General features: G+C 56.1%; 27 protein-coding genes. 16 read left to right on the plus strand and 11 right to left on the minus strand.

The genetic code is table 11. The features are described from left to right. Positions 1-111: 111 nt before the first annotated feature. The 3 genes from ACESQ2_RS08590 to ACESQ2_RS08600 form a co-directional block, all read right to left on the minus strand. Complete coding sequence (locus tag ACESQ2_RS08590; RefSeq protein WP_014229433.1) at positions 112-504, minus strand: VOC family protein; 393 nt, start codon at positions 502-504, stop codon at positions 112-114. A gap of 137 nt (positions 505-641) precedes the next feature. After that, positions 642-1,214 carry a DUF1349 domain-containing protein gene (locus tag ACESQ2_RS08595; protein WP_004851043.1) on the minus strand — a complete coding sequence of 191 codons (573 nt, stop codon included), beginning with the start codon at positions 1,212-1,214 and terminating at the stop codon, positions 642-644. Continuing rightward, complete coding sequence (locus tag ACESQ2_RS08600) at positions 1,214-1,813, minus strand: dienelactone hydrolase family protein (protein ID WP_154919130.1); 600 nt, start codon at positions 1,811-1,813, stop codon at positions 1,214-1,216. Before ACESQ2_RS08600 ends, ACESQ2_RS08595 begins: the two co-directional genes overlap by 1 nt. Before the next feature lie 209 nt (positions 1,814-2,022). Here ACESQ2_RS08600 and ACESQ2_RS08605 point away from each other — a divergent pair, with 209 nt between their 5' ends. From ACESQ2_RS08605 to ACESQ2_RS08625, 5 genes are all read left to right on the plus strand, one after another. Beyond that, a complete protein-coding gene (locus ACESQ2_RS08605; RefSeq protein WP_046877979.1) occupies positions 2,023-2,931 on the plus strand; it encodes a LysR family transcriptional regulator in 909 nt (302 codons plus the stop codon). Between the two features lie 98 nt (positions 2,932-3,029). Next, complete coding sequence (locus ACESQ2_RS08610) at positions 3,030-3,626, plus strand: NAD(P)H-dependent oxidoreductase (RefSeq protein WP_046877978.1); 597 nt, start codon at positions 3,030-3,032, stop codon at positions 3,624-3,626. A gap of 21 nt (positions 3,627-3,647) precedes the next feature. Then, a complete protein-coding gene (locus tag ACESQ2_RS08615; RefSeq protein ID WP_046877977.1) occupies positions 3,648-4,448 on the plus strand; it encodes a carboxymuconolactone decarboxylase family protein in 801 nt (266 codons plus the stop codon). A 4-nt stretch (positions 4,449-4,452) separates the two neighbouring features. Continuing rightward, on the plus strand, positions 4,453-4,881 hold the full coding sequence (locus ACESQ2_RS08620; protein WP_046877976.1) for a cyclophilin-like fold protein: 429 nt from the start codon (positions 4,453-4,455) through the stop codon (positions 4,879-4,881). A 234-nt stretch (positions 4,882-5,115) separates the two neighbouring features. Beyond that, positions 5,116-5,952, plus strand: a complete 837-nt coding sequence (locus ACESQ2_RS08625) for an alpha/beta fold hydrolase (RefSeq protein ID WP_014838530.1) — start codon at positions 5,116-5,118, stop codon at positions 5,950-5,952. Between the two features lie 41 nt (positions 5,953-5,993). Here ACESQ2_RS08625 and ACESQ2_RS08630 read toward each other — a convergent pair whose 3' ends face one another. Then, positions 5,994-6,212, minus strand: a complete 219-nt coding sequence (locus tag ACESQ2_RS08630; protein WP_004102179.1) for a YdcH family protein — start codon at positions 6,210-6,212, stop codon at positions 5,994-5,996. A 146-nt stretch (positions 6,213-6,358) separates the two neighbouring features. On the opposite strand from ACESQ2_RS08630, the gene ACESQ2_RS08635 reads away from it, so the two are divergent. Then, positions 6,359-7,252 carry an oxidoreductase gene (locus ACESQ2_RS08635; protein WP_373170299.1) on the plus strand — a complete coding sequence of 298 codons (894 nt, stop codon included), beginning with the start codon at positions 6,359-6,361 and terminating at the stop codon, positions 7,250-7,252. Between the two features lie 36 nt (positions 7,253-7,288). Here ACESQ2_RS08635 and ACESQ2_RS08640 read toward each other — a convergent pair whose 3' ends face one another. From ACESQ2_RS08640 to ACESQ2_RS08655, 4 genes are all read right to left on the minus strand, one after another. Further along, positions 7,289-7,537 carry a hypothetical protein gene (locus ACESQ2_RS08640; RefSeq protein WP_004120166.1) on the minus strand — a complete coding sequence of 83 codons (249 nt, stop codon included), beginning with the start codon at positions 7,535-7,537 and terminating at the stop codon, positions 7,289-7,291. Positions 7,538-7,914: 377 nt separating this feature from the next. After that, positions 7,915-8,394, minus strand: coding sequence for a type VI secretion system tube protein TssD (locus ACESQ2_RS08645; RefSeq protein WP_046877975.1), 480 nt, complete (start codon positions 8,392-8,394; stop codon positions 7,915-7,917). Positions 8,395-8,454: 60 nt separating this feature from the next. Then, positions 8,455-8,625, minus strand: a complete 171-nt coding sequence (locus tag ACESQ2_RS08650) for a hypothetical protein (RefSeq protein WP_311776537.1) — start codon at positions 8,623-8,625, stop codon at positions 8,455-8,457. Positions 8,626-8,627: 2 nt separating this feature from the next. Further along, positions 8,628-9,320: a hypothetical protein gene (locus ACESQ2_RS08655; protein ID WP_373170300.1), complete on the minus strand. Its 693-nt coding sequence runs from the start codon at positions 9,318-9,320 to the stop codon at positions 8,628-8,630. 441 nt (positions 9,321-9,761) lie between these two features. On the opposite strand from ACESQ2_RS08655, the gene ACESQ2_RS08660 reads away from it, so the two are divergent. From ACESQ2_RS08660 to ACESQ2_RS08690, 7 genes are read left to right on the plus strand one after another with little or no spacing between them, the layout of a single operon-like run. Beyond that, positions 9,762-10,733: a phosphotriesterase gene (locus tag ACESQ2_RS08660; protein ID WP_373170301.1), complete on the plus strand. Its 972-nt coding sequence runs from the start codon at positions 9,762-9,764 to the stop codon at positions 10,731-10,733. 9 nt (positions 10,734-10,742) lie between these two features. Then, positions 10,743-11,483: a creatininase family protein gene (locus ACESQ2_RS08665; protein ID WP_373170302.1), complete on the plus strand. Its 741-nt coding sequence runs from the start codon at positions 10,743-10,745 to the stop codon at positions 11,481-11,483. Next, a complete protein-coding gene (locus tag ACESQ2_RS08670; RefSeq protein WP_046877970.1) occupies positions 11,476-11,919 on the plus strand; it encodes a PTS sugar transporter subunit IIA in 444 nt (147 codons plus the stop codon). Before ACESQ2_RS08665 ends, ACESQ2_RS08670 begins: the two co-directional genes overlap by 8 nt. A gap of 25 nt (positions 11,920-11,944) precedes the next feature. Next, a complete protein-coding gene (locus ACESQ2_RS08675; protein WP_004851015.1) occupies positions 11,945-12,232 on the plus strand; it encodes a PTS sugar transporter subunit IIB in 288 nt (95 codons plus the stop codon). Next, positions 12,229-13,539 carry a PTS ascorbate transporter subunit IIC gene (locus ACESQ2_RS08680; RefSeq protein ID WP_004851013.1) on the plus strand — a complete coding sequence of 437 codons (1,311 nt, stop codon included), beginning with the start codon at positions 12,229-12,231 and terminating at the stop codon, positions 13,537-13,539. The genes ACESQ2_RS08675 and ACESQ2_RS08680 overlap by 4 nt, the downstream gene beginning before the upstream one ends. A gap of 16 nt (positions 13,540-13,555) precedes the next feature. Continuing rightward, positions 13,556-14,296: a sugar isomerase domain-containing protein gene (locus ACESQ2_RS08685; RefSeq protein WP_025106291.1), complete on the plus strand. Its 741-nt coding sequence runs from the start codon at positions 13,556-13,558 to the stop codon at positions 14,294-14,296. A 14-nt stretch (positions 14,297-14,310) separates the two neighbouring features. Next, a complete protein-coding gene (locus ACESQ2_RS08690) occupies positions 14,311-15,066 on the plus strand; it encodes a GntR family transcriptional regulator (protein WP_373170303.1) in 756 nt (251 codons plus the stop codon). On the opposite strand, the gene ACESQ2_RS08695 is transcribed toward ACESQ2_RS08690, so the two are convergent. Next, positions 15,063-15,188 carry a helix-turn-helix domain-containing protein gene (locus ACESQ2_RS08695; protein ID WP_345911260.1) on the minus strand — a complete coding sequence of 42 codons (126 nt, stop codon included), beginning with the start codon at positions 15,186-15,188 and terminating at the stop codon, positions 15,063-15,065. The two genes, ACESQ2_RS08690 and ACESQ2_RS08695, sit on opposite strands and share 4 nt — an antisense overlap. Before the next feature lie 195 nt (positions 15,189-15,383). Continuing rightward, positions 15,384-16,439 (minus strand): SDR family oxidoreductase, encoded by a 1,056-nt coding sequence (locus ACESQ2_RS08700; RefSeq protein ID WP_049070554.1) that lies wholly within the window; start codon positions 16,437-16,439, stop codon positions 15,384-15,386. 97 nt (positions 16,440-16,536) lie between these two features. Between ACESQ2_RS08700 and ACESQ2_RS08705 the strand changes: the two genes are divergently transcribed. Both ACESQ2_RS08705 and ACESQ2_RS08710 read left to right on the plus strand, forming a co-directional pair. Next, the gene (locus ACESQ2_RS08705) at positions 16,537-17,424 is read left to right on the plus strand and encodes a LysR family transcriptional regulator (RefSeq protein WP_025106296.1); all 888 of its coding nucleotides are present in this window, start codon (positions 16,537-16,539) and stop codon (positions 17,422-17,424) included. A gap of 71 nt (positions 17,425-17,495) precedes the next feature. Then, complete coding sequence (locus tag ACESQ2_RS08710; RefSeq protein ID WP_275050869.1) at positions 17,496-18,164, plus strand: class I SAM-dependent methyltransferase; 669 nt, start codon at positions 17,496-17,498, stop codon at positions 18,162-18,164. Positions 18,165-18,217: 53 nt separating this feature from the next. Here ACESQ2_RS08710 and ACESQ2_RS08715 read toward each other — a convergent pair whose 3' ends face one another. Continuing rightward, positions 18,218-19,525 carry a serine hydrolase gene (locus ACESQ2_RS08715; protein WP_286116322.1) on the minus strand — a complete coding sequence of 436 codons (1,308 nt, stop codon included), beginning with the start codon at positions 19,523-19,525 and terminating at the stop codon, positions 18,218-18,220. 108 nt (positions 19,526-19,633) lie between these two features. Here ACESQ2_RS08715 and ACESQ2_RS08720 point away from each other — a divergent pair, with 108 nt between their 5' ends. Further along, a complete protein-coding gene (locus ACESQ2_RS08720; protein ID WP_047723800.1) occupies positions 19,634-20,512 on the plus strand; it encodes a LysR family transcriptional regulator in 879 nt (292 codons plus the stop codon). Positions 20,513-20,573: the final 61 nt, after the last annotated feature.

The following is a 20,573-nucleotide window of genomic DNA, read 5'->3' on the forward strand; positions in this document are numbered from 1 at the left end:
ATGGCCATTTGCCGAAATCGAATCATCTGGCTGAGAGCATCCGTCGCGATATTGAGAGATGCGCAGGGTTTCGCCATGCGCTAACCCTGCCTTAACTTTCCGGCGTGGGGCTTAGTCTGCGTTTGCGTAATAAACAAACGCCAGCTTATTGCCGTCCGGATCTCTGACGTAGGCGCTGTGGAAACCTTCACCGTACTGCGGGCGATGTCCTGGGGCGCCTTCATCACTTCCTCCCAGGCGTAGCGCCAGCTGATGCAACTGCTGAATATGCTCAACCGAACGTGCGTTCAGGGCCACCATAGCGCCGTTGCCCGCTGTTGCCTGCTGCTGGTTGAACGGTTTGCCAACGCACAGCCCGATGGTGCGGTTTCCGCTGAATGTCCCCCACGATGCGCCTTGCTCGCTGCGGCCGCTCCGGGGCTGCCCCAGCATCTCCATCAACGGGTCGTAAAAACGAATCGCGCGCGGCAGATCGTTAGTGCCGAGCATGATGTAGGAAAACATGACTCCTCCTCATTTTTCGCCTGAAGGTTGCTGCTGCCAATCTAGCAGCAAGGCGCGAGCACGGGCAGCCCGAGGAGCCAGAAATCATACCTCCGTCGCGATTCTTCAGCGATTTTGCCCGCGCGCGAGCCGACTGCTCAGCTCAGATCGTGCAAATCTTTATCATTCGGCGGCAGCAGTGATATCTGGTCGAAAGTAACCCGCAGGCCGCTGCGCTGCGGCGTGCAGCACATGATGCCGACCTTCGCCGCGCCGCCCGGAAAAGGGCACAGCCGCAGCAGCGGCCACAGTTGGCCATCCGTTGAATACTGCAGGCGCAGCGCTTCTCCGCGGCGGGTCAGACGCAGCCAGAATTCACCGGGGTCGCCCGGGAAAATACCGGTTGCCCAGTCTGATGTCCCCTGCGTCAGTACGCTACCGATAGCGGGCGCGCCGTCGTTGTACTCGATACCGGCCTTAATCCAGCGCCTGGCGTCCTGCATTAACATGATCCCTGCCTGGTCATACAGCGTACTGAAATCTGCTCGCACCCTTACCTGAAAGGTGAAGTCCCCCGCGGCTTCCGTGGCGTAGATATGCCCGGAAAAACGCTCAAACCCGTACCAGGTTTCGCGCCAGAAGTCGGTTTGCGCGTCGGTCACTACGCGCAGTTCGCCGTCCTCTTCCGACCATGTCGCGGGTTCGTTAATCCATTGAAATATCTGATGCATCAGGCCTCCTGTCTTTGCTGAATAAGCGTTAAAAACCGCAGCGTGTCTTCGTCCGCCTGCTGCGCAAGGCGCGCATCCCACGCCGGACTGTCGGCATCGCAAAAGCCGTGCTGCGCATTGAACATCCGGCAGGTTACGGAGGGATATTTCTCCAGCTCGTTTTGCAGGGCGCGGGGATCGAACGCCGGTTCATGGCGGGCGAGAATCACCTGCGTTGGGCACGGAGGCGCCGCATCGCAGTACTGGCGGATCCGTGAACCGTAGTGGCAAACCGCACCGTCGCAGAGTCCGCTCCTGGCAGCCAGCCAGGCTAAGGTGGCGCCTACGCTGTAGCCGATAAGGATTAGCGTGCCGTATTTCGCTCTTAGCTCGGCCAGCAGCGACACGATGGCGGCGGTATCAAATCCGACGTTATCGGAAAAGTGGTGCCAGGCCTGCTCCTGCTGCTCATAGGCGAACGGCGCAGAGTGAGGGAAAAGCGCTGGCGTGTACGCATCGAAGCCGCGGCTGCGCCAGGTCGCGGCGGATCGCTGAATATGCGCGTTGATGCCGTAGATTTCATGCAGCAGGACGATGGCTTTATCGCAATCAGGTAACATACATGCGCCTCTGGCGGATAAAATGGGTTTATCTCCGGTCGGAAGGTCAGTTTATCAAGGCTGACGCCTGTAGTATAAACATACCGCCCGGAAGATTGCTCGTGCATCCAGGTCTTTGATTTTCCTGGTCGGATCAACGTCACGATACGCCATCACATCAAAGTAACGTTGTTTTTTCAGCTTAAAGTCTATCCAGTTAGCGAGACCGTATGAATGTAACCCGTGCCGACATGGCCGATCTTGTCTATTTTTTCGCCATTGCCCGCCATCAGAGTTTTAGTAAAGCTGCCGTTGAACTTGGGGTGAGCGCATCGACGCTGAGCCACGCGATCAAGGGATTTGAGGCGCGGCTGGGCGTGCGTCTGCTGAACCGTACGACCAAAAGCGTAACCCTGACGGCGGCAGGCGAGAGTCTGGCCAGCGCGGTGAGCGAGCCGGTGGCCGCCATAGATGGCGCGATTGAACAGCTCAACCAGTTTCGCGACTCGCCTGCGGGACATATTCGGCTCAACGTCGCCGTTGAAGCGGCCACGCTGCTGCTGGCCCCGGTCCTGCCTGTTTTTGCTGAACGTTACCCCGATATTGAGCTGGATATCGTGGCCAGCAACCGCATTGTTGATGTAACGGAAGCGCGGTTTGACGCAGGGATCCGCTATGGCGGAACCGTGCCTGAAGATATGGTGGCGCAGCGGCTGTCCGCCGATGTGCGTTGGGTGGTCGCCGCATCCCCGGAATATCTTGCCCGCTTTGGCGAGCCCCGGCATCCTCACGATCTTCAACAGCACCGCTGCGTCAGCAATCGTCTGGGAAACAACCGTATTTATAAATGGGAGTTTGAACGTGGCGAAGAGCAGCTCACCGTCAAAGTACCGCCGCTGTTAACGGTCGATCTGGCCGAGACGGGCGTGGTGGCCATTCTGCAGGGGTTTGGCCTGATGTACCTGCCGGAACCGCTGATAGCAGAGCACGTCAGCGCAGGGCGCCTGCGTCTGGTGCTGACCGACTGGGCCTCATACGGACCGGGATTCTATATCTATTACTCCAGCCGTCATCAGGTTCCCACCGGGCTGCGCCTGTTAATCTCCCTTGTGCGGGAAATGAAGCCGCTCGGTCTGTAGCCCGATTGATGAAAATAACTCACAGCCCCATTCGATAGCGAGGGCTGGCTCCTTCTTATTCCGCGCCTTACCCTGTGGCAAAAGAGAAGGAGAGCTTGATGAACTATTCGCACCGCTGTATTCCCGGTCTGTTCTGGCTTTTGGCCGTCAGCGCATTTCTGTTTAGCTTTACCTCTACCAGCTGTGCCGCAGAGGTGAACACGCTGGTTATCGTCTCTCATCCGTATCCTGAGCAATCGGTCATGACCAAAGGTCTTGAGGCCGCAGCGCAAAGCGTACCCGGCGTGAACGTGCGCAATCTCGAGGCGCTTTACGGTTTTGACACCCGAAATATCAATGCCGATGAAGAGCGACGGCTCATGCGGGAACACTCGCGCATCGTTTTTATCTTCCCGACCCACTGGTTCAACATCACTCCGATGATGAAGGCCTGGCTGAACGATACCTGGGGCAGCGTAGGGCCGGGAGTATGGCAGGGCAAAGAGATGCTGATTGTCACGACGGCCGCAGGCGGTGACGCGACATACGGCGAGACCGGGCGAACGGGTGTCAGCCTGGCCGACGTCTTTACGCCAATGAAGGCCAGCGCGCTGCATGCGGGAATGACCTGGCTGCCTCCGCTGGTTTTTCAGCGTGCCAGCCGCGATCAACTGCCTGAATACCAGCGTCAACTGGTGGAAAGGCTGAAGAATTAACGTGTCGGAAAGGTGTTCAGGATGAAAGCTTTTATTGCCGTAGCTGCAATGTCGTTAATGCTGGGCGCGCCAGCCCTGGCAGAAGAAAAAAGAGGTGAAAAAATGGCTCCACGTAGTCCATCCGTATTGTCCGCTGAGGATATTCAATCCGTCGCGCCGGCGCTTGCCCGTTTCGGCAGCGAGGTGCTGATAGGGGATCTCTGGCAGAGAACAGAACTCTCGCGTCGCGACCGCAGCATCGTGACCGTGGCGATTCTTATCGCCCGTAATCAGCCGGCGGAGCTAAAACATAACGTTGAAGTTGCTCTGGATAACGACGTCACGGCGGCTGAAATCTCAGAGATCATCACGCATCTGGCTTTTTATTCCGGCTGGCCCAACGCGATGGCCGCCGTTGCGGTGACGAAAGATATTTTTGTCGCTCGCGGCATTGGCCGCGAGCAGCTGGCTGCTGCCTCCCCGGAGCTGCTCCCTCTTAATCAGGCGGTGGAGAACCAGCGTTCAACAACCGTAGAACAGAACTTCGGCGCGATTTCCCCTGGACTGGTGAAGTTTACGACTCAACCGCTGTTTCTTGACCTGTGGCAGCGACCGGGGCTGAAGCCGCGCGACCGCAGCCTGGTCACGGTCAGCGCGTTGATTGCCGCCGGGCAAAGCGCGCAAATTGGCTACCACCTTAACCGGGCGATGGATAACGGCCTCACCGCGCAAGAGGCGGGGGAGATCGTTGCGCATGCCGCTTTCTATGCCGGCTGGCCAAATGCCTTTTCAGCGGTAGCGGTGGTGAGTGAAGTCCTGCGCGCTCGTGGCCTGGCAGGGTGAGGGGATGTTCAACTCTCTTAGCGCCACGCTATTGATTTTTATTGCTACGACGGGGGCGGCATTTGCCGCCGGGCGGGAGAACGCGGTGAAGATTCAGTTTGAGTTCAATGGCGCCGCGGTTGTCGGCTCGCTGGATGAGAGCGCAGCGGCTAATGAGTTCCTGGCACAGCTGCCGATGACGGTGAAGCTCGAGGATTATGGTTCCACGGAAAAAATCGCCTGGCTGCCGACGAAACTGCGCCGCGCGGACTCTGGCGCCTCAATGACCCCACGGCGCGGCGACATCGCCTATTACGCGCCGTGGGGCAATCTGGCCATTTTTCGCGAGGATTTTCGCCACTCCCCCGGGCTGATAAGCCTCGGGCGGATAGAGGAGGGACTCGCCGCGCTCGACCAGGCGGGAGCCGAAACGGTAACCATCCGGCGTTATTAAGTTCGTCCTGCGTTAAATTTTCCTTCCTGCATGCTTAAATGGGCTGTTTACAGCCCATTTATCGGATACAAAGCGAACGCTCAGTATCGGCAAAAATCATCTACACTTTTCCAGCCAGGTCATTTTCACACCTAACGAGACGCTATCGTCCAGACATAGCATCCCGCCTTAAGACCCGACCCACTGCAGGCGTCAGGCCCGCAGCCTTGTTTTCTCACGAGAGGAGTTTGTAACATGGCATTTGTGACAACCAAAGACGGCGTCAATATCTTCTTTAAAGACTGGGGCCCGAAGGAGGCGCAGCCGATCGTATTTCATCATGGCTGGCCTTTAAGTGCCGATGATTGGGATAACCAGATGCTGTTTTTCCTGGCAGAAGGGTTCCGGGTTATTGCGATTGACCGACGCGGTCATGGCCGTTCAGATCAGGTGAGTGACGGTCACGATATGGATCATTATGCCGCCGATGCCTCAGCGGTGGCGGAGCATCTGGATCTGCATAATGCCGTGCATATCGGGCATTCTACCGGCGGTGGGCAGGTTGCGCGCTACGTTGCGCAGTATGGTCAGCCGCAGGGGCGCGTGGCCAAAGCGGTGCTGATCAGCGCGGTTCCGCCATTGATGGTAAAAACGGAGAGTAATCCGGGCGGTACGCCAATCGAGGTGTTTGATGGTTTTCGCAAAGCGCTGGCCGCCAACCGCTCGCAGTTTTATCTCGACGTGGCGTCCGGGCCGTTCTACGGCTTTAACCGTGAAGGCGCGGAGGTGTCCCAGGGCACGATTCAGAACTGGTGGCGGCAGGGCATGACCGGTAGCGCAAAAGCGCACTATGAGGGGATTAAGGCGTTTTCGGAAACCGACCAGACCGAAGATTTAAAAGCCATTACGCTGCCGGTGCTGGTGATGCAGGGCGATGATGATCAGGTTGTGCCTTATCAAAACGCCGCGATACTGCAGGATAAGCTGCTGCCGAACAGCCAGCTAAAAATTTATCCCGGCTTTCCGCACGGTATGCATACCTCGCACGCCGATGTGATTAACGCCGATCTGCTGGCGTTTATTCGCTCGTAGCCTGGTGCTATAAGAAGGCCGCCATCCGGCGGCCTTCTCGTTTACATCAGGCTTTCATGCTGGAGGATTTTGAGCATTTCGTCCTTCAACATAAGTTTTTCTTTCTTCATCTGTACAAGCTCGAGACTGTATCCTTTGCCATCGACTCCTTCTATGCGGGAAATGTCGTGATCGAGTGCATTATGTTTTTCGAATAGCGACTGAAAGCGCGGATGCGTGGTTTTTAATCGAGAAATCAGCTCTCTGTATTCTGGAAACATGTACCTTCCTTGTTGATGGTGAAAAGTGTGTACGCTGACACACACATTCAGATTACCCATATGAATAAAATGGTAATGCGAACGAAGTCGCGTTTATGTTACGTACTAATGAAATCTCAGGGGCCGGAAGCGGCCTGGAGGCATAGATGACAGTTGAAGAACCCACCGTTGCGCTGATCGGTCCGGGCGCAATTGGTACCACCATCGCCGCGGCGCTGCACGAGGTTGGCCGTACGCCTCTGGTATGCGGCCGCCGTGCGCACCCGCAGCTTTCGCTGCGTTTTGATGGTGGAAATATTGTGGTGCCGGGGCCGGTCTTGACGGAACCGGCATCGGTCGCCGCGCCGTACGACCTGGTATTTGTGGCGGTAAAAGCGACACAAATTGCGGCTATTGCACCGTGGCTGCAAGCGCTGTGTCACGATCGAACGGTAGTCTGCGTGCTTCAAAACGGCGTTGAACAAAAAACGCTGTTCGCGCCGTACGTGGCGGAAGCGGCCGTGTTGCCATCGGTCGTCTGGTTCCCCGCGCAGCGTGAACCTGAAGCGTCAGTCTGGCTGCGGGCGAAACCGCGCCTGACGCTGCCGGATGTTGAGGGGGCCGAGCGGGTGCGGCACGCGCTACGGGACACGCGCTGTGAAGTGGATATCAGCGCGGATTTTCTCTCCGTTGCGTGGCGTAAACTGCTGCAGAATGCGGTCGCCGGTCTGATGGTGCTGGCGGGGAGGCGGGCAGGGATGTTTGCCCGCGACGATATCACGGCGCTTGCTTTAGCCTATTTGCAGGAGGGGCTGACGGTGGCGCGCGCCGGAGGCGCCAGCCTGGACGACGGCGTGCCGCAGGAAATTCTCGCCGGTTTTCACCGTGCGCCTCCGGATTTAAGCACTTCAATACTGACGGATCGCGAGGCCGGGCTGCCGCTGGAGTGGGATATTCGCAACGGGGTCGTTCAGCGATATGGCCGTATTCACCATATCCCCACGCCGTTAAGCGATGTGATTGTGCCGCTGCTGGCCGCTGCCAGCGACGGGCCGGGCTAAAGGCGCGGGACGCCGGCGTGATCACGTTCCCCGGGATCAGATTGATTCCGCCAGCCGGTCGACAACCACTTTGCCGCTATTATCAAACTGGGTGATGCGGTAATTCACGCAATAGGAACGGCGGGTGGTAAATTGATTGAATAACGCCACCCGGCCTTTTTTATCACCATTTTTATTCACAATAATCCATTCGGTGACGTCCGTTGAATTCGCTTTACCGCTGCTGGCGTCCTGTTGTTCGACCAGACGATCCTCTTTTTCTACCTTCAAAAAATCACGTAACATTTATTTATCTCCGCTCATCATTGTTTTTAACAATACTCTCTTTATCGATTCATTCAATTAAACATTTTAATCAATGATGTTGATTATTAGTCTGAGATTAAATGTACTGAAGGATTCTGTAACATGTTGTTTATAAATAATAAAATTATTCACCTCCTTGGTGGTGAAAGCGATTTTTCCATGAGCAGCGGTATTCTCTTTGAAAAATTCCTATGTGACAACGTCACTTTTATGCTGAACATTCTCCCCCAGTTGGAGCGCTAAGGTAGAGCATTGCCACGGTGTTGGTGCTAAATTATCCACCAGATTTCCCGCCGGCGGTTGATGTCCTCGTGAGGCTCACAGGAAGCCTTGACCTCCTGTGAAACCCTTTGTCATCACGCACAGCAACGATCGTTCCAGCTATCACGATAGATAATATTTCCTTCCGTATACTTCCAGGTGATCGCCTCATAACGCAATTCGAGCGTTTCAAGATGAGTACTACTTATACCGTTTGGAGAGAGGTACGGTGCAACCGTTGTAAACTTGACGTTTTCCAGAATGATATTGAAATATTCGGCTTCAATACCTGATTCGAGAATACGATACATTTTGATTGTCGCCGTCTTCATGGTTCGGCCTTCGCAGACTGCGCGATATAGAAGCGGTGTTGTCTGATCAAATTCTTTTACTACCGTGATAGGGCGGTGAACGCGGGTACCCGTAAGTTTTCCCCAGCTGGGATCTACCGGGATAGTGATACCGTGGGAGAAGGATTTTAACTCGATAGATCCCATTCGTAGCGGCATTAAACAGCTACCCATAATTGGAGAACCATTTTCGTCCTCAAGCCATAAATGTGCGGGTGTAGACATACTATTTCCTTATATATTCAGGAGGATAATAATTTTCAGGAATTACCATGTTACGTATCGTTAAAAAATAAAAATTACAAATAAGAAAAAAACGGGGATAAGCCAGGCAGGACTCTCCGGAAACCATAGGCCTTGAATTAAAGCAAATACTATTGTTAGCGCGGCGGGGCCATAATACGACACCAGGGATCTAAATATTCGCCTGAGCAATCTTTTAATCAAATTCATCATAATTATTGGATCATCCTCCTGATGATATCTGCAATTTCATCATCCGATACCCATTGTGCTTTAAACGCCTCGGCGCGTTCAAACAAGGGTTCTATCAGAAAATACATCATTTCCAGCTCTTTCGCGTATAGCGCTGAGTAGTAAGCAGGATAAGTCATGTGAAGACGATGTGCACTATTAACCGCTTTCTGGACAACGCCGTATATGGCAATAGCGCCTACAATCCCACCTGCTTTTTGCCCTGCCAGTGCGCTGAACTCAAGACTGAGTCTTGTGCCTACTGCGACAAATGATGCTGTTGCTAAAGCAAATCCCGCGCTTGTCAGTGAACTGGCGGCAATATGGATATTAACCGCCATAAGCTTTTTTTTAATGTATTCCAATTGATCGTTGGTTTTAAATTTGAATATTTGTTCAAAATATATTTTTAGCAAGTCGTACACGAGATTACCATGTCGCAACAAATAAATAACACCTTGTTTAAATCGAAGGTCTTCGTTTTTTTGTTGCTGGCATACATCCTGATACTCATCAGTAAAGCAGGAGGTATAATACAGCATACGCATCGCGCCTGCGCCTATGCTTTCAATCTGATTTGATACCGCTTTTTCGACGCCCGTTAAGACACGGTCGAGTTTTAACGCAAGAATTTTATTCGTCTGTAAATAACTGATCACTTCATTCCTGTAGAACATCACTGCTCCTTGCTCGTGTTCATTAAATCCCGTTTTTGAATTTTATCCAGCGAAAGCATCCGATGGTTAAAGGGAAAATAATACAGTCCCATCCTGTTTGTCCGTGAAGTCACTGGCATAACCTGTAGGTTCTGCTTTATTACGGGAACGTTCGGGGGCATGAAAGGTATTTTTACCATTCCCTTTATAGCAGCCAGCGTCAGCCGTAATTTTCACTGAAGTATAAAAAGCTTTATACCGTCCCCGGCACGATCCTCTTACAGATATAATTTCTGTTTCCTGGAAGTCAGCCGCGTACTGTGCCGTTATTGCGTTTTAAATATCTACCGGCCTCACAGATAGAAATTTTATATGACAGATGCGAACTTGATCACTTGACTGGTCAAGTGGGGCGCGCCTATGTTGAAAGCACCTTCTTATCCGTTCCGGGGAGCAAGAAACATGGGCATCATTCGAACGTTAAACGGGGATATTTCCGCTAATCAGCTGGGCGTCACCTACAGCCACGACCATATTTACTGTATTCCGCCCTATTGGGCCGAGCGTCAGGATGACGATCTGTTACTCGACGATCCGCAGGCTTCAGAGCGTGAATTAAGCGACTTCCGCCGGGAGGGTGGTAACGCCATATACGACGCCACCGCGCCGGATTATGGCCGTCAGGCCGCAGCCGTCGCCGCCATGGCGCAGCGCCAGCAGCTGCACATTATCGCCACTGCGGGTTTTAACAAAGGCTTTCTGTGGAGCAGCAAGCGGCCGGGCTCCGCGCAGACTTTCGCCGAGTGGATTGCACATTCAGACGTTGATGAACTGGTTGAACATGTCTGTCGCGAGGTCACTGAGGGGATAGAGGGCACCGAACATCGGGCCGGCGTGGTGAAGTGCGGTACCGGCTATAACGCCATTTCCCCTCTGGAACAAAAAACCATGGAGGTTATCGTTCGCGCCCAGCAGCGCACCGGGGCGCCGATGCACAGCCATACGGAAATGGGGACGATGGGACTCGAGCAGGCGCAGCTCTTCAAAAAATGGGGGCTGGATCTCTCCCGCTTATGTTTTGCTCATATGGATCGTAACCCCGATCCCTGGCTGCACCGTCAGATCGCCAACACCGGGGCGTTTCTCTCTTTCGACGGTATCAGCCGCATAAAATATCACCCCGAGCACATCCGTACCCAGGCCATCCTGGCGCTCTGCCAGCGCGGTTATCAAAAGCAGATCTTAATCGGCGGCGATTTTGCCCGTAAATCCATGAGCGCGCATTACGGCAAAGGGGGGCTGGGGCTGAAATTTATCCTTAGCGACTGGCGGCCAAGATTCATTGACGAGGCCCGGGAAGCCGGGTTTGACGGCGAAGCGCTGCTGCATGATTTCTTCGTCGACAACCCGGCGCGTTACCTCGCTTTTGCCTGAGGAGATGTTATGAAGCTGCATCGTTTAAACGAAAGCGAGGCCCGGCGGGCGTTACAAAAGGCGCGGATCGCCTTATTGCCGCTCGGCGCCGTCGAGCCGCACGGCGACCACCTGCCGCTGGATACCGATAACCTGCTGGCCGAGCGGTTTTGTGCGCTGCTTGACGAGCAGCTGGGCGAGTGCGCCCTGAGCCTGCCGGTCGTTTCCTACAGCCAGGTCTGGTCCCTGCGCGGCCACGCGGGCGCGATTGATATCGGTCATGAACGGCTGACGTCGCTGCTGGTGTCGCTGGCGGAAAACATGGCCAGCTACGGTATCACCACCACGGCGGTGATTAACGCGCATTACGGCAATTTTGATGCGATGAAAGCGGCCTCCCGGCAGCTAAAAGAGCAGGGTATTACCTTGCTTAGCTATAGCTGGGTGGGGATGGATGAAGAGGTAAAAAAACGGCAAACCACCGCGGTGGCTTACCCCGGCTATATGCATGCTGATGAGGTCGAAACCTCGCTGATGCTGGCGCTGGCGCCAGAGTTCGTCACCATGACCAACGCCCGCGCGCACTATCCGGCTTTCCCGAACAATTTTCGCTATCAGCCGATACCCTGGACCGAGTTTTCTGACTATGCGGTGCTGGGCGATCCGACTGCCGCCAGCGAAGAGAAAGGGCGCGCGTTCGTCCAGCGGGCGCTGGCGACCACGCTTGCCTCTATCCGTCATCACTTAACCCAAGGAGCCTTCGATGATTGAGCGTCAGGCGATACGCGTTGACTGCCCGGCCGCTACCCCTGAGGAGGCCATCCGCGAGGCGGGGAATGCGCTGTGCCGCGCGGGAGCCTGTAGCCCGCAATACGTCCAGGCAATGGTCGATAGCTACCGCGAGCTGGGCCCCTATTTTGTCATTGCCCCCGGGCTGGCGCTGCCGCATGCCCGCCCGGAGCAGGGGGCGATGAAAGCGCAGATCAGCGCGGTCAGGCTGCGTGAACCGCTGGCGTTTGGTCATGCGGAAAACGACCCGGTGCAGGTGGTGCTGGGGCTTTCGGCAACCAGCAGCGATGCGCATATCCACCTTATCCAGCATATCGTGACCGTACTCAGCGATGAAAATAACCTGCATACCCTGTTGCATTCGAACGATCCAGAACAACTTTATCGGCTGTTAGCCAGCGGCTCGCAGCGTTTGTAGCGTGATGAACACGGAGTGAATAGCGATGAAAATTCTGACAGTCTGTGGTTTAGGTATGGGCTCCAGCCTGATTTTAAAAATGAACGTTGAGGCGGTGTTAAAACAGCACGGGATTCAGGCCTCCGTGGAACATATGGATGTCTCTTCCGCCGCTTCGGCCAACGCCGATGTGGTGATAACCAACGCGGAGCTGGTGGACAACCTTAAGCATCTGTCCTGTCCGGTGGTGGTGGTGAACAACTATATCGATAACGCCGAAATCACCGCGGCTCTGACCCAGGCGAAAATTCTGCCCGCAGGAGAGCCGTCATGAGCGAGTTTCTTGGCGTGCTGCGCTGGATCACCATCAATATATTTGGTGAAGCGTCGATCTTAATTGGCCTGATTGTGCTGCTGGGGCTAGTGCTGCAAAAGAAATCGCTGGCGGACATTGTGTCCGGCACCCTGAAAGGTATTCTGGGCTTTCTGATCATCGGTGCGGGGGCCGGGATTATCGTCTCCGCGCTGCTGATATTTCAGCCGATCTGGACCGAAGTTTTCGGTCTCAGCTCCATGAACCTGACCAATATTATCGGCCAGGCGCGCTTCAGCGAACGCTACGGAAGCAGCGTGACCATCGCCATTGCCGGCGGATTCGCCATCAATTTGCTGCTGGCCCGGCTGACGCGCTTTAAATACATCTACCTGACAGGACATATGATGTTCTGGACGACGATGATCTTTGCCGGGGTGATGGTGAACACCGAGCCCGCTATTTCAGCGGTGCAGCTGACGCTGATGCTAACGGTGATTATGGGGCTCTACTGGACCCTACAGCCCGCGCTGGTTCAGCCCTGGGTGCGAAAAATCACCGGCAACGACAACGTGGCGCTGGGGCATACTTCCGCCTCCGTCGCGCTGCTGGGGGCGATTTTTGGCCAGATTTTCGCCCGCAACAAAATCAGCTCCGAAGATATCAAAGTCCCTAAAAAGTTGGGTTTCCTGCGCGACTCCAACGTGGTGACGGCGTTGACCATGGCGCTGCTGTTCTTTATTGGCACCTTTATTCTGCAGATTAAAGGTACGCCGAAAGCGGCGGAGATTCTGGCGCAATCCGGCGACCTGAGCTTCTACATCTATGCCCTCAAACAATCGCTGATGTTTACCGGCGGCATTGCCGTCGTGCTGCTCGGCGTACGGATGTTTATTGGCGAAATGGTGCCGGCGTTTAACGGCATCGGATCGCGGCTGGTGCCCGGCGCAAAACCGGCGCTGGACTGCCCGATACTGTTTAACTTTGCGCCAAACGCGGTGGTGCTGGGGTTTGTCGGCGCTTTTGTCGGCTCGCTGCTGTGGCTGACCCTGATCGGCCGCTATACCGGCTACGTTTTTATTCCCAGTATGATTGTGATTTTCTTTCACGCCGGTACGGCGGGGGTCTTCGGCAATATTACCGGAGGCTATAAAGGCGCTCTGCTGGCGGGGTTTATCACCTCGACCGTGGTCGCCTGGGGGCAGTATTTCTGCGTCACCGGCTTTATCGACAATACGATCCCGGATACCGCGCTATGGGCAGGCGACAGCGATATGTTTGTCCTCGCGCCAGTCATTCATCTTTTGACCCGCCTGCTGGCGTTCTGATATCGGGAGGAAGTCTATGAGTCAGGCCCTGAAACAGTACTACAGTCAGATCCGCCAGAAGCTGGCTTTTCTTGAGCAGCGCCCCGATGAACTCACCCGGGCGGCGGAAATCATGTCCCACAGCATTATGGGGCAGCGCAACATCTTCGTCTTTGGCGCCAGCCACGCCGGGATTCTGGCGGAGGAGATGAGCTATCGCGCGGGCGGCCTGGCCATCATCAATCCGCTTTTTACGCCTGCGCTGATGCTTAACGTCAGGCCGTTAACCCTCACCAGCGCGGTGGAAAATGTGGAGCACCTCGGTCGGGTACTGGTGGAGCAGTCGCCGCTAAGGGCTGAAGATACGCTGCTGATCCATTCGGTGTCGGGACGCAACGCGATTACCATTGATGTCGCGCTGGCGGCGAAAGCGTGCGGCGCAACGGTTATCGCGATTACCAGCCTGGCGACGGCGGCGCGCGTGACGTCGCGCCACTCCAGCGGCAAGCTGCTGGTGGATGTGGCCGATATCACCATTGATAACCACTGCGAGTATGGCGATGCGGCGGTGAGCCTGCCGGGGATGGCGCAGAAAGCCGCGCCGCTCTCCACCATCATGGGCGCGACCATCGCTAACAGCCTGGTATTACGTATTTGCGAAATCATGCTGGAAAATGCGCGCACGCCGCCCATTCTCGCCAGCGCAAACATAGACGGTAATCAGGAGATAAATCAGGATATACTTAGCGCTTACAGGAGCCAGATACACTACCTCTGAGTTGGAGCACAAGTATGTTTGAGTCGGATGGACTCCCTCTCTATTTAAGGATAAAAGACGTTATCCTGCAGCGGATCCTCTCTTTTACCTATGACGATAAACTCCCGGGCGAACTGCTGCTCGCCGGGGAGTTTAAGGTCGCGCGCGGTACCATTAAACAGGCGATAGATTCGCTGGCCAGTATTGGCATGGTGTACCGCGAACAGGGTAAAGGGACGTTTATTAACCGCGATGCGCTGCAGAAATACTACACCGACCTCCCGGACGTACTGACGACCTTTGCTCCGCCGGGGGAGATAGCCGTGGAAGTTCTGTCGCTGATTTCAACTATGGCCGACCGCCTGGTGGCGGAGCAAATGGGGCTGGATTTAGGCTGCCAGCTGATGCGTCTGGAGCGGCTGTTAGTGCAGGGCGACCGGCCGGTTGGCCATGTGCTGACCTGGCTTAATGGGCGTATCTATAACGATCTGAGTCACGTGGACGGCAGCCGATCGCTGTATAAGCAGCTGCGGGAAACGTTCGGCTACTCGCCGGCCAACGCCACGGAACGCTATACGCCGGTGTGCTGCGATAGCCGCACGGCGGGATTGCTCAATATTGAACCCGGCCAGGCTCTGTTTCGCATTGAGCGCGTCGCCCGCGATCTGGATGATGTGGTGCTTGAATACAGCGTCACGCATACCCTTGACGCCAGCCTGTCGCTGCAAATCGCCACCAGCCAGAGCAGCATGAGCCAGCAGTGGGCCTGCACGATCGAGAAAGGGCGTTAATCCGCCAGCCAGGCGAGAATATCGCCTGGCTGGCACTCCAGCGCCTGGCAGATTTTTGCCAGCGTATCGAAGCGGATGCCTTTCTGTACTCTGAAATCATCAGAAGCATAAGGATGCTGCAATTTGGAGTAATATCATCCACTACGTTTTGTATTTATACGCAGAAAATGGTTGGTAAATCATGATGCCGGGAGAACCCGGCTTTTTTACGTCCTGGAATAATCATTACCCCGGATACCAGAGCGCGCGAGGAAGAGGCGAAAAACTGAATCGTGGGTTGCTCGCGCGACGCCGGCTGACGGTTAAAGCATGCTGTTTCAGGGGATAATCCGCGCGGCTCTCAGCTGAGCGAACAGGCGGAAAAACATGTCGTCGGTGGCCTGCATTTTAGTGAAGCCCGCCCGGCGCAGTTTGCTGCCATCGCCAAACATGTCGTAGTTCCAGCCAAAGACGAAATCAGCAAATTTACCGTCGCTGAGCCGTAAGATGTTCGCTTCCACCAGACTCTGCCCGGCCAGTTCGCGCCAGTACGCGCGGTAATCCACAAACAGCTGGTGAAATGACAGTCTGACCGGCGGGGCGGATGCCAGTTCAAACCAGCTCGCGATGCGCGGCCACAGCTCGCACCAGCGCCAGATGTCGCCGTTATTGACGTTGAACGCCTGGTTTTGCGCCGTTGGCGAGGTCGCGGCCCACAGCGTGGCATCAGCCAGCAACCCGGCGTCCGTATGATCGACGATGCTGTGCCAGGTTTTTTCCGAACCGGGGAAACGCAGCGGTAGATCCTGCGCTTTACATAGCGAAGCATAGATCGCGATGCTGAGTGCGAGATTCATGGCGTTGCCGGGCACCGTGCTGCCGACCACGCCCGGCCTGATCGCGTTCCAGCGCCACGTTTTTCCGCGCTGGAAATGGCTGAGCCAGGTGAGCTGAGCGGCGTTAAATTCGGCCCCGGGTGCGCCGGGATCGCTTTCACGCGCCGGGGTTTTGAACGGACCAAGATGCGCGCCGTACACTTTGTATCCCTGCATCAGGCTTACCGTCCGTAGCGGTGCGGTTTGCTCGATGTTGCTGACCAGGTTGCGCAGCATGGTGACGTTCGGTTCAACCATTTCCGCCCAGTTCCCGGCGTTGGCCCATGCGCTGTAAAAAATGTGGGTGACGCCGTTGAGCGAATGCAGTTTTTGCGCGCTGTGCTGCGCATCCAGTAAATCGACGTGAATGAAGGGAATGTTTTCCGGGTGGGACGATGCATGGCGGCTGAGGCCGATAACCTCCCAGCGATTGCGTAACAGCGTTTTCACCAGTTCTCTGCCAATAATGCCGCTGGCGCCGGCGACCAGGGCGATTTTGGGTTGCAGTATCTTATTCACGTTGCTTCTCCAGGGTGGGTGACAGAGGCAGTGTGGTATATTATTTTTTTCACGCATATCCCGTAAAACTGATGGCACTTATAAGTAGAATCATTAAATGAATAATAAGCTCAACGCCATTGCCACCTTCCTGCGCGTGGTAGAAGCGGGATCCTTTTCAGCGGCAGCCCGCCAGTGCGGGATGAAACAATCCGCCGTCAGTCAGCAGATCGCGGCGCTTGAGGAGGAGCTTGGGGTGGTGTTGCTGCACCGAACCACGCGTGCGATGGCGCTGACCGAGCAGGGAGAAATTTACCGGCGCGATATGCAGCTTTTGCTGGAAGCGATGCATGAAGCGGAAAGACGCTTACAGCCAACCGATCGCCAGTGGCAAGGCCGGGTGCACGTGCAGCTGCCGAGCGGCCTGGGGCAGCTCTTTTTGCCGCATCTGCTGGCGCTGCAGAAAATGCACCCCGAGCTGCGTCTGACGCTTTCTCTTGATGACCGCATTGCCGATCTGGTTGCTGAAGGAGTGGATGTCGCGCTGCGGTTGAGCAGTGAACCGCCGCCGGGGAGTGCGGCGCGCGTGCTGGCGCGTATTGAAACTGCGCTCTTTGCCGCCCCCGGTTTTAAAACGGTGCATGCCGTCAGCGAGCTGGCCGCCCATCCGCACGTGCGGTTCAGCGGCATCGCGCAGGACGCGCCGCTGCGGCTGGTCTCGGGTGATAAAACGGTTGATATGAAAGTCAATACCGTGTTTCGGGCTAACACCAGCGAAGCGCTGCTGCAGGCGTTAGAGTCCGGCATCGGTATCGGCGGCATGCAGTTACCCCTTGCGGCCCACGCTTTGCAGTCCGGCAGGCTGGTACCGGTATTACCCGCCTGGCGATTACCCGATCGCGTTCTCTATGCGGTCTATCCTGACGCCCGCTTTATCCCACCGCGGGTAAGAAGTATTATCGACGTGATTGAACAATTGCTGCCTGAGATGACGGAGCGTGTCTGACGGTTGGTTTTTCTCCTGCCTCTACCGCGCGTAAAGTGACGAGCGTTGCTGCTGACAAAGGCGTCTTGATTATGAACCGCTATGAAAAAGAGTATCGGCAGTTGCTGGCAAATGGCGCTATCGCCTGGGCTGGCGAAGGTTATTCCCGGGCCAAAGAACAGCAGGAGCGCGTTTTTAGCTGGCTTCACTTACAGCACTATTTCCCCCAACCCGGCGCGCCTGTCCTTGAGCTGGGGTGCGGGAATGGCGCGATGGCCGCGCAGTATTTTGCGGAACGAGGCTACTCGGTGTGGGGGATAGATTGGTCCGAAACCGCGATCCGATGGGCACAAAATCGTTTTCAGCAAGCGGGTCTCCCGGCAAATTTTTTTGTCGGAGATGTCTGCCATATTCATCAGTGTCAGGATGCGACGTTTGAGCTCATTGTTGATGGCAGCTGTGTGCATTGCCTGATTGACGATGCCCGCCACCTCTGCTTTGCCGAAGTCAGAAGATTACTGAAACCCGGAGGACGACTGGTGATCGGCTCCATGTGCGGAACCCCGCGTCATGCCGAGGATATTCTCGCGTACGATCCTATCCGCCATCATTTACTTAAAGAGGGCAAACCCTGGCGTACGTTGCGACCGCTCCAGGCCCTGCTGGACGAGATTCGTGCGGAGCAATTTACGGTTCTTGAGGTGAATATTAATGAGAACGCATGGTGGGATCATGCCACCGTGGTATGTAGAGTCGATTAACCTTCACGCCTCCCGTCCGCTCGGGCCTGGAGCGGACGGGAGCCAAATCGGCGTTAACGCAGTGCCTTCGCTATCGCGCTAAACATCAGCGAAGCTTCCAGCGGTTGGGCGCTGAAGGCGGGCTCAGCCTGCGGCCAGGTCGACCACTGGACGATGACCAGATTTTCCGCCTGATTAACCATTATCATCTGACCAAAAATGCCCAGCGCCCACAGCGAATGTTGAAGGGATGCCTGCGGCGCAGGTTCAACGTTGGTCGCATTGGCCGGCACTTCATTGTTCCACCACTGGTAGCCGTAAATACCGTGTGGATGCGCCGCGGACACCGAGTCTGCCGCCCGAGTCCAGCGTGATGACTCGGCAACCCAGTTTTCCGGCAAGATCTGCTCGCCGTCCGGCAGCACGCCGTTATGCAGAATGAACTCACCGAAGCGCCCCCAATCCTCTAACGTGGCGTTAAAGCCGTGCGCGCCCACATCGTGCTCACCTTTTGTGTAGGCATGCCACACGCCGTCGCTCGCCATACCGTAGGGTTGCCAGATACTTTTTTCCAGATATGCCGCCAGCGTCATGCCGGTGGCGCGTTCCAGCACATCCCCCAGCAGCCATGCGCCGCCGGAGGAGTAAGACCAGTTCTCGCCGGCAGGATGCGCGCGGCGCAGGCCGGACACCAACTGACGTACGCAGTCATAGGCGCCGGGTCTGGCTTCACACTCGGTAAGCCGGGCGAAGTCCGATTGCGGATTAGTGTAGTCCTCATTCCACGCCACCCCGGAGGTGTGGCTAATCAGCTGCTTCAGGGTCACACCGTCCCAGGCGGTGCCTTTCAGGTCGGGTTCATACTGGGTGATGAGATCGTCGAGCGAGTGAATTTTGCCCTGTTTAATCGCCACGCCCACCAGGGTGGCAACCACGGATTTGCCCACCGAGCGCGATGTCCAGAGAGTGGTGTCGGTATTGCCTTCTGCCAGATATTTCCAGGCCACTTTGCCATTTTTCAGCACCAGCATGCCGCTGACGTTCTGGCGCCGCAGGTAATCCTGCAGATTCCAGGTTTGGCCGTTCACCCGATAGCTTGCGTCGGTTAAGCGTTTCGCCGCGGCCTGCAACGGCACGGCATTACCGTGATGAAACACATCGCCCGCGTAATTGCGGTAGTCGTTACGAAAGCCGATTACCCGGTCGGTCTGGCTCCAGGTGAGCATGTTGTGGGGATCCGGAAGCGGCGCATCAAAGGGGGCGGGACAGACGCTGAGTTCGGTGCCGGTACAGGCGGCCTGCGCGGCGGGCGCCAGCAGGACGCTGCAGAGACTAATAACAACGCCAGACAGCAGGCCAGGGTTAAACACTTTGCTTTTCATATTTTTACTCGTTCAGCTCAGGAAGGTGTTCAGCTTAAAAAAACGCGGCCTATAATAAAAAACGCATCATGGGGGAAAATCCCCCACAACAACTGAATGGAGGGCCGTATGCCGAGCCTGATATATTCTTTTGCCCAGCTGGAGGCCTTCACCGCCGTGGTTGAGTGCAAAAGCCTGGCGAAAGCGGCGCGCCAGCTGGGCAAGGACCGGACGACGCTGCGCGATTTAATTGAGTTCCTCGAAGATGGTCTGGGGTATGCGCTGTTCCTGCGCGAAGGGCGAAGCCTGCGCCTGACGCCGGAAGGTGAGCAGCTGCAGCGGCAGGCGCACCTGCTGATGCGCCAGGTGAAAGCGTTTGAAGCGTTTGCCAGGGCGGTGCCGAACAGCGCCACGCAGGACATGACCCTGGTCTACGATCCCTTTACCCCCAGAACGCTGCTGCAGGGGCTGATTAGCGCTATGGCCCAGCGCAACGTTCGTCTGAGTCTGATAAACGCGTCGCGCGACGAGGCGGAAAAGCTGCTGGCGAGCGGGCAGGCCGACCTGGGGGTCTGCCAGGCGCGCCATCGTAGCGTGGGAGACGCTATGGAGTGGCGCGCCTTAGGGGCAATCGAGATGGATTTTTACGCCGCCGAAGCGCTTTTTCCCGGCGCTAAACAACCGCTTTCCCTGCTGGAACTTTCGCTGGCGCCGCAGGTGATTATGCACCCGGATACTGACGAGCCCGTGGCCCGCCGTCTGCAAATTTCAGGGCATACCATCTTCACCAACGACCTGGAGATGCTGCGCGGCCTGCTTGAACAGGGCTGCGGCTGGGGATTCTTGCCGACGCACATGAATGCGGCGCGCTGGAAAAACGTCACAACCTTGCGCACCGAAGTCGGCAATCAGGGGATCGGCCAAACGATGGTCACTATCTGGAAGCCGGGCAACGACAGGCGGGCGCTGGTAGCTGACACGCTGGACTTGTTGCCGGCATTGTGGTGAAAGCCGGGCCTCGCTGCTGGCATTTCGGCGACAGGGCGAGGCGTAAATGGAGAAATACGCG

The sequence above is a fragment of the Klebsiella sp. Q11 genome (assembly GCF_964241505.1).
Lineage (GTDB): Bacteria > Pseudomonadota > Gammaproteobacteria > Enterobacterales > Enterobacteriaceae > Klebsiella > Klebsiella michiganensis.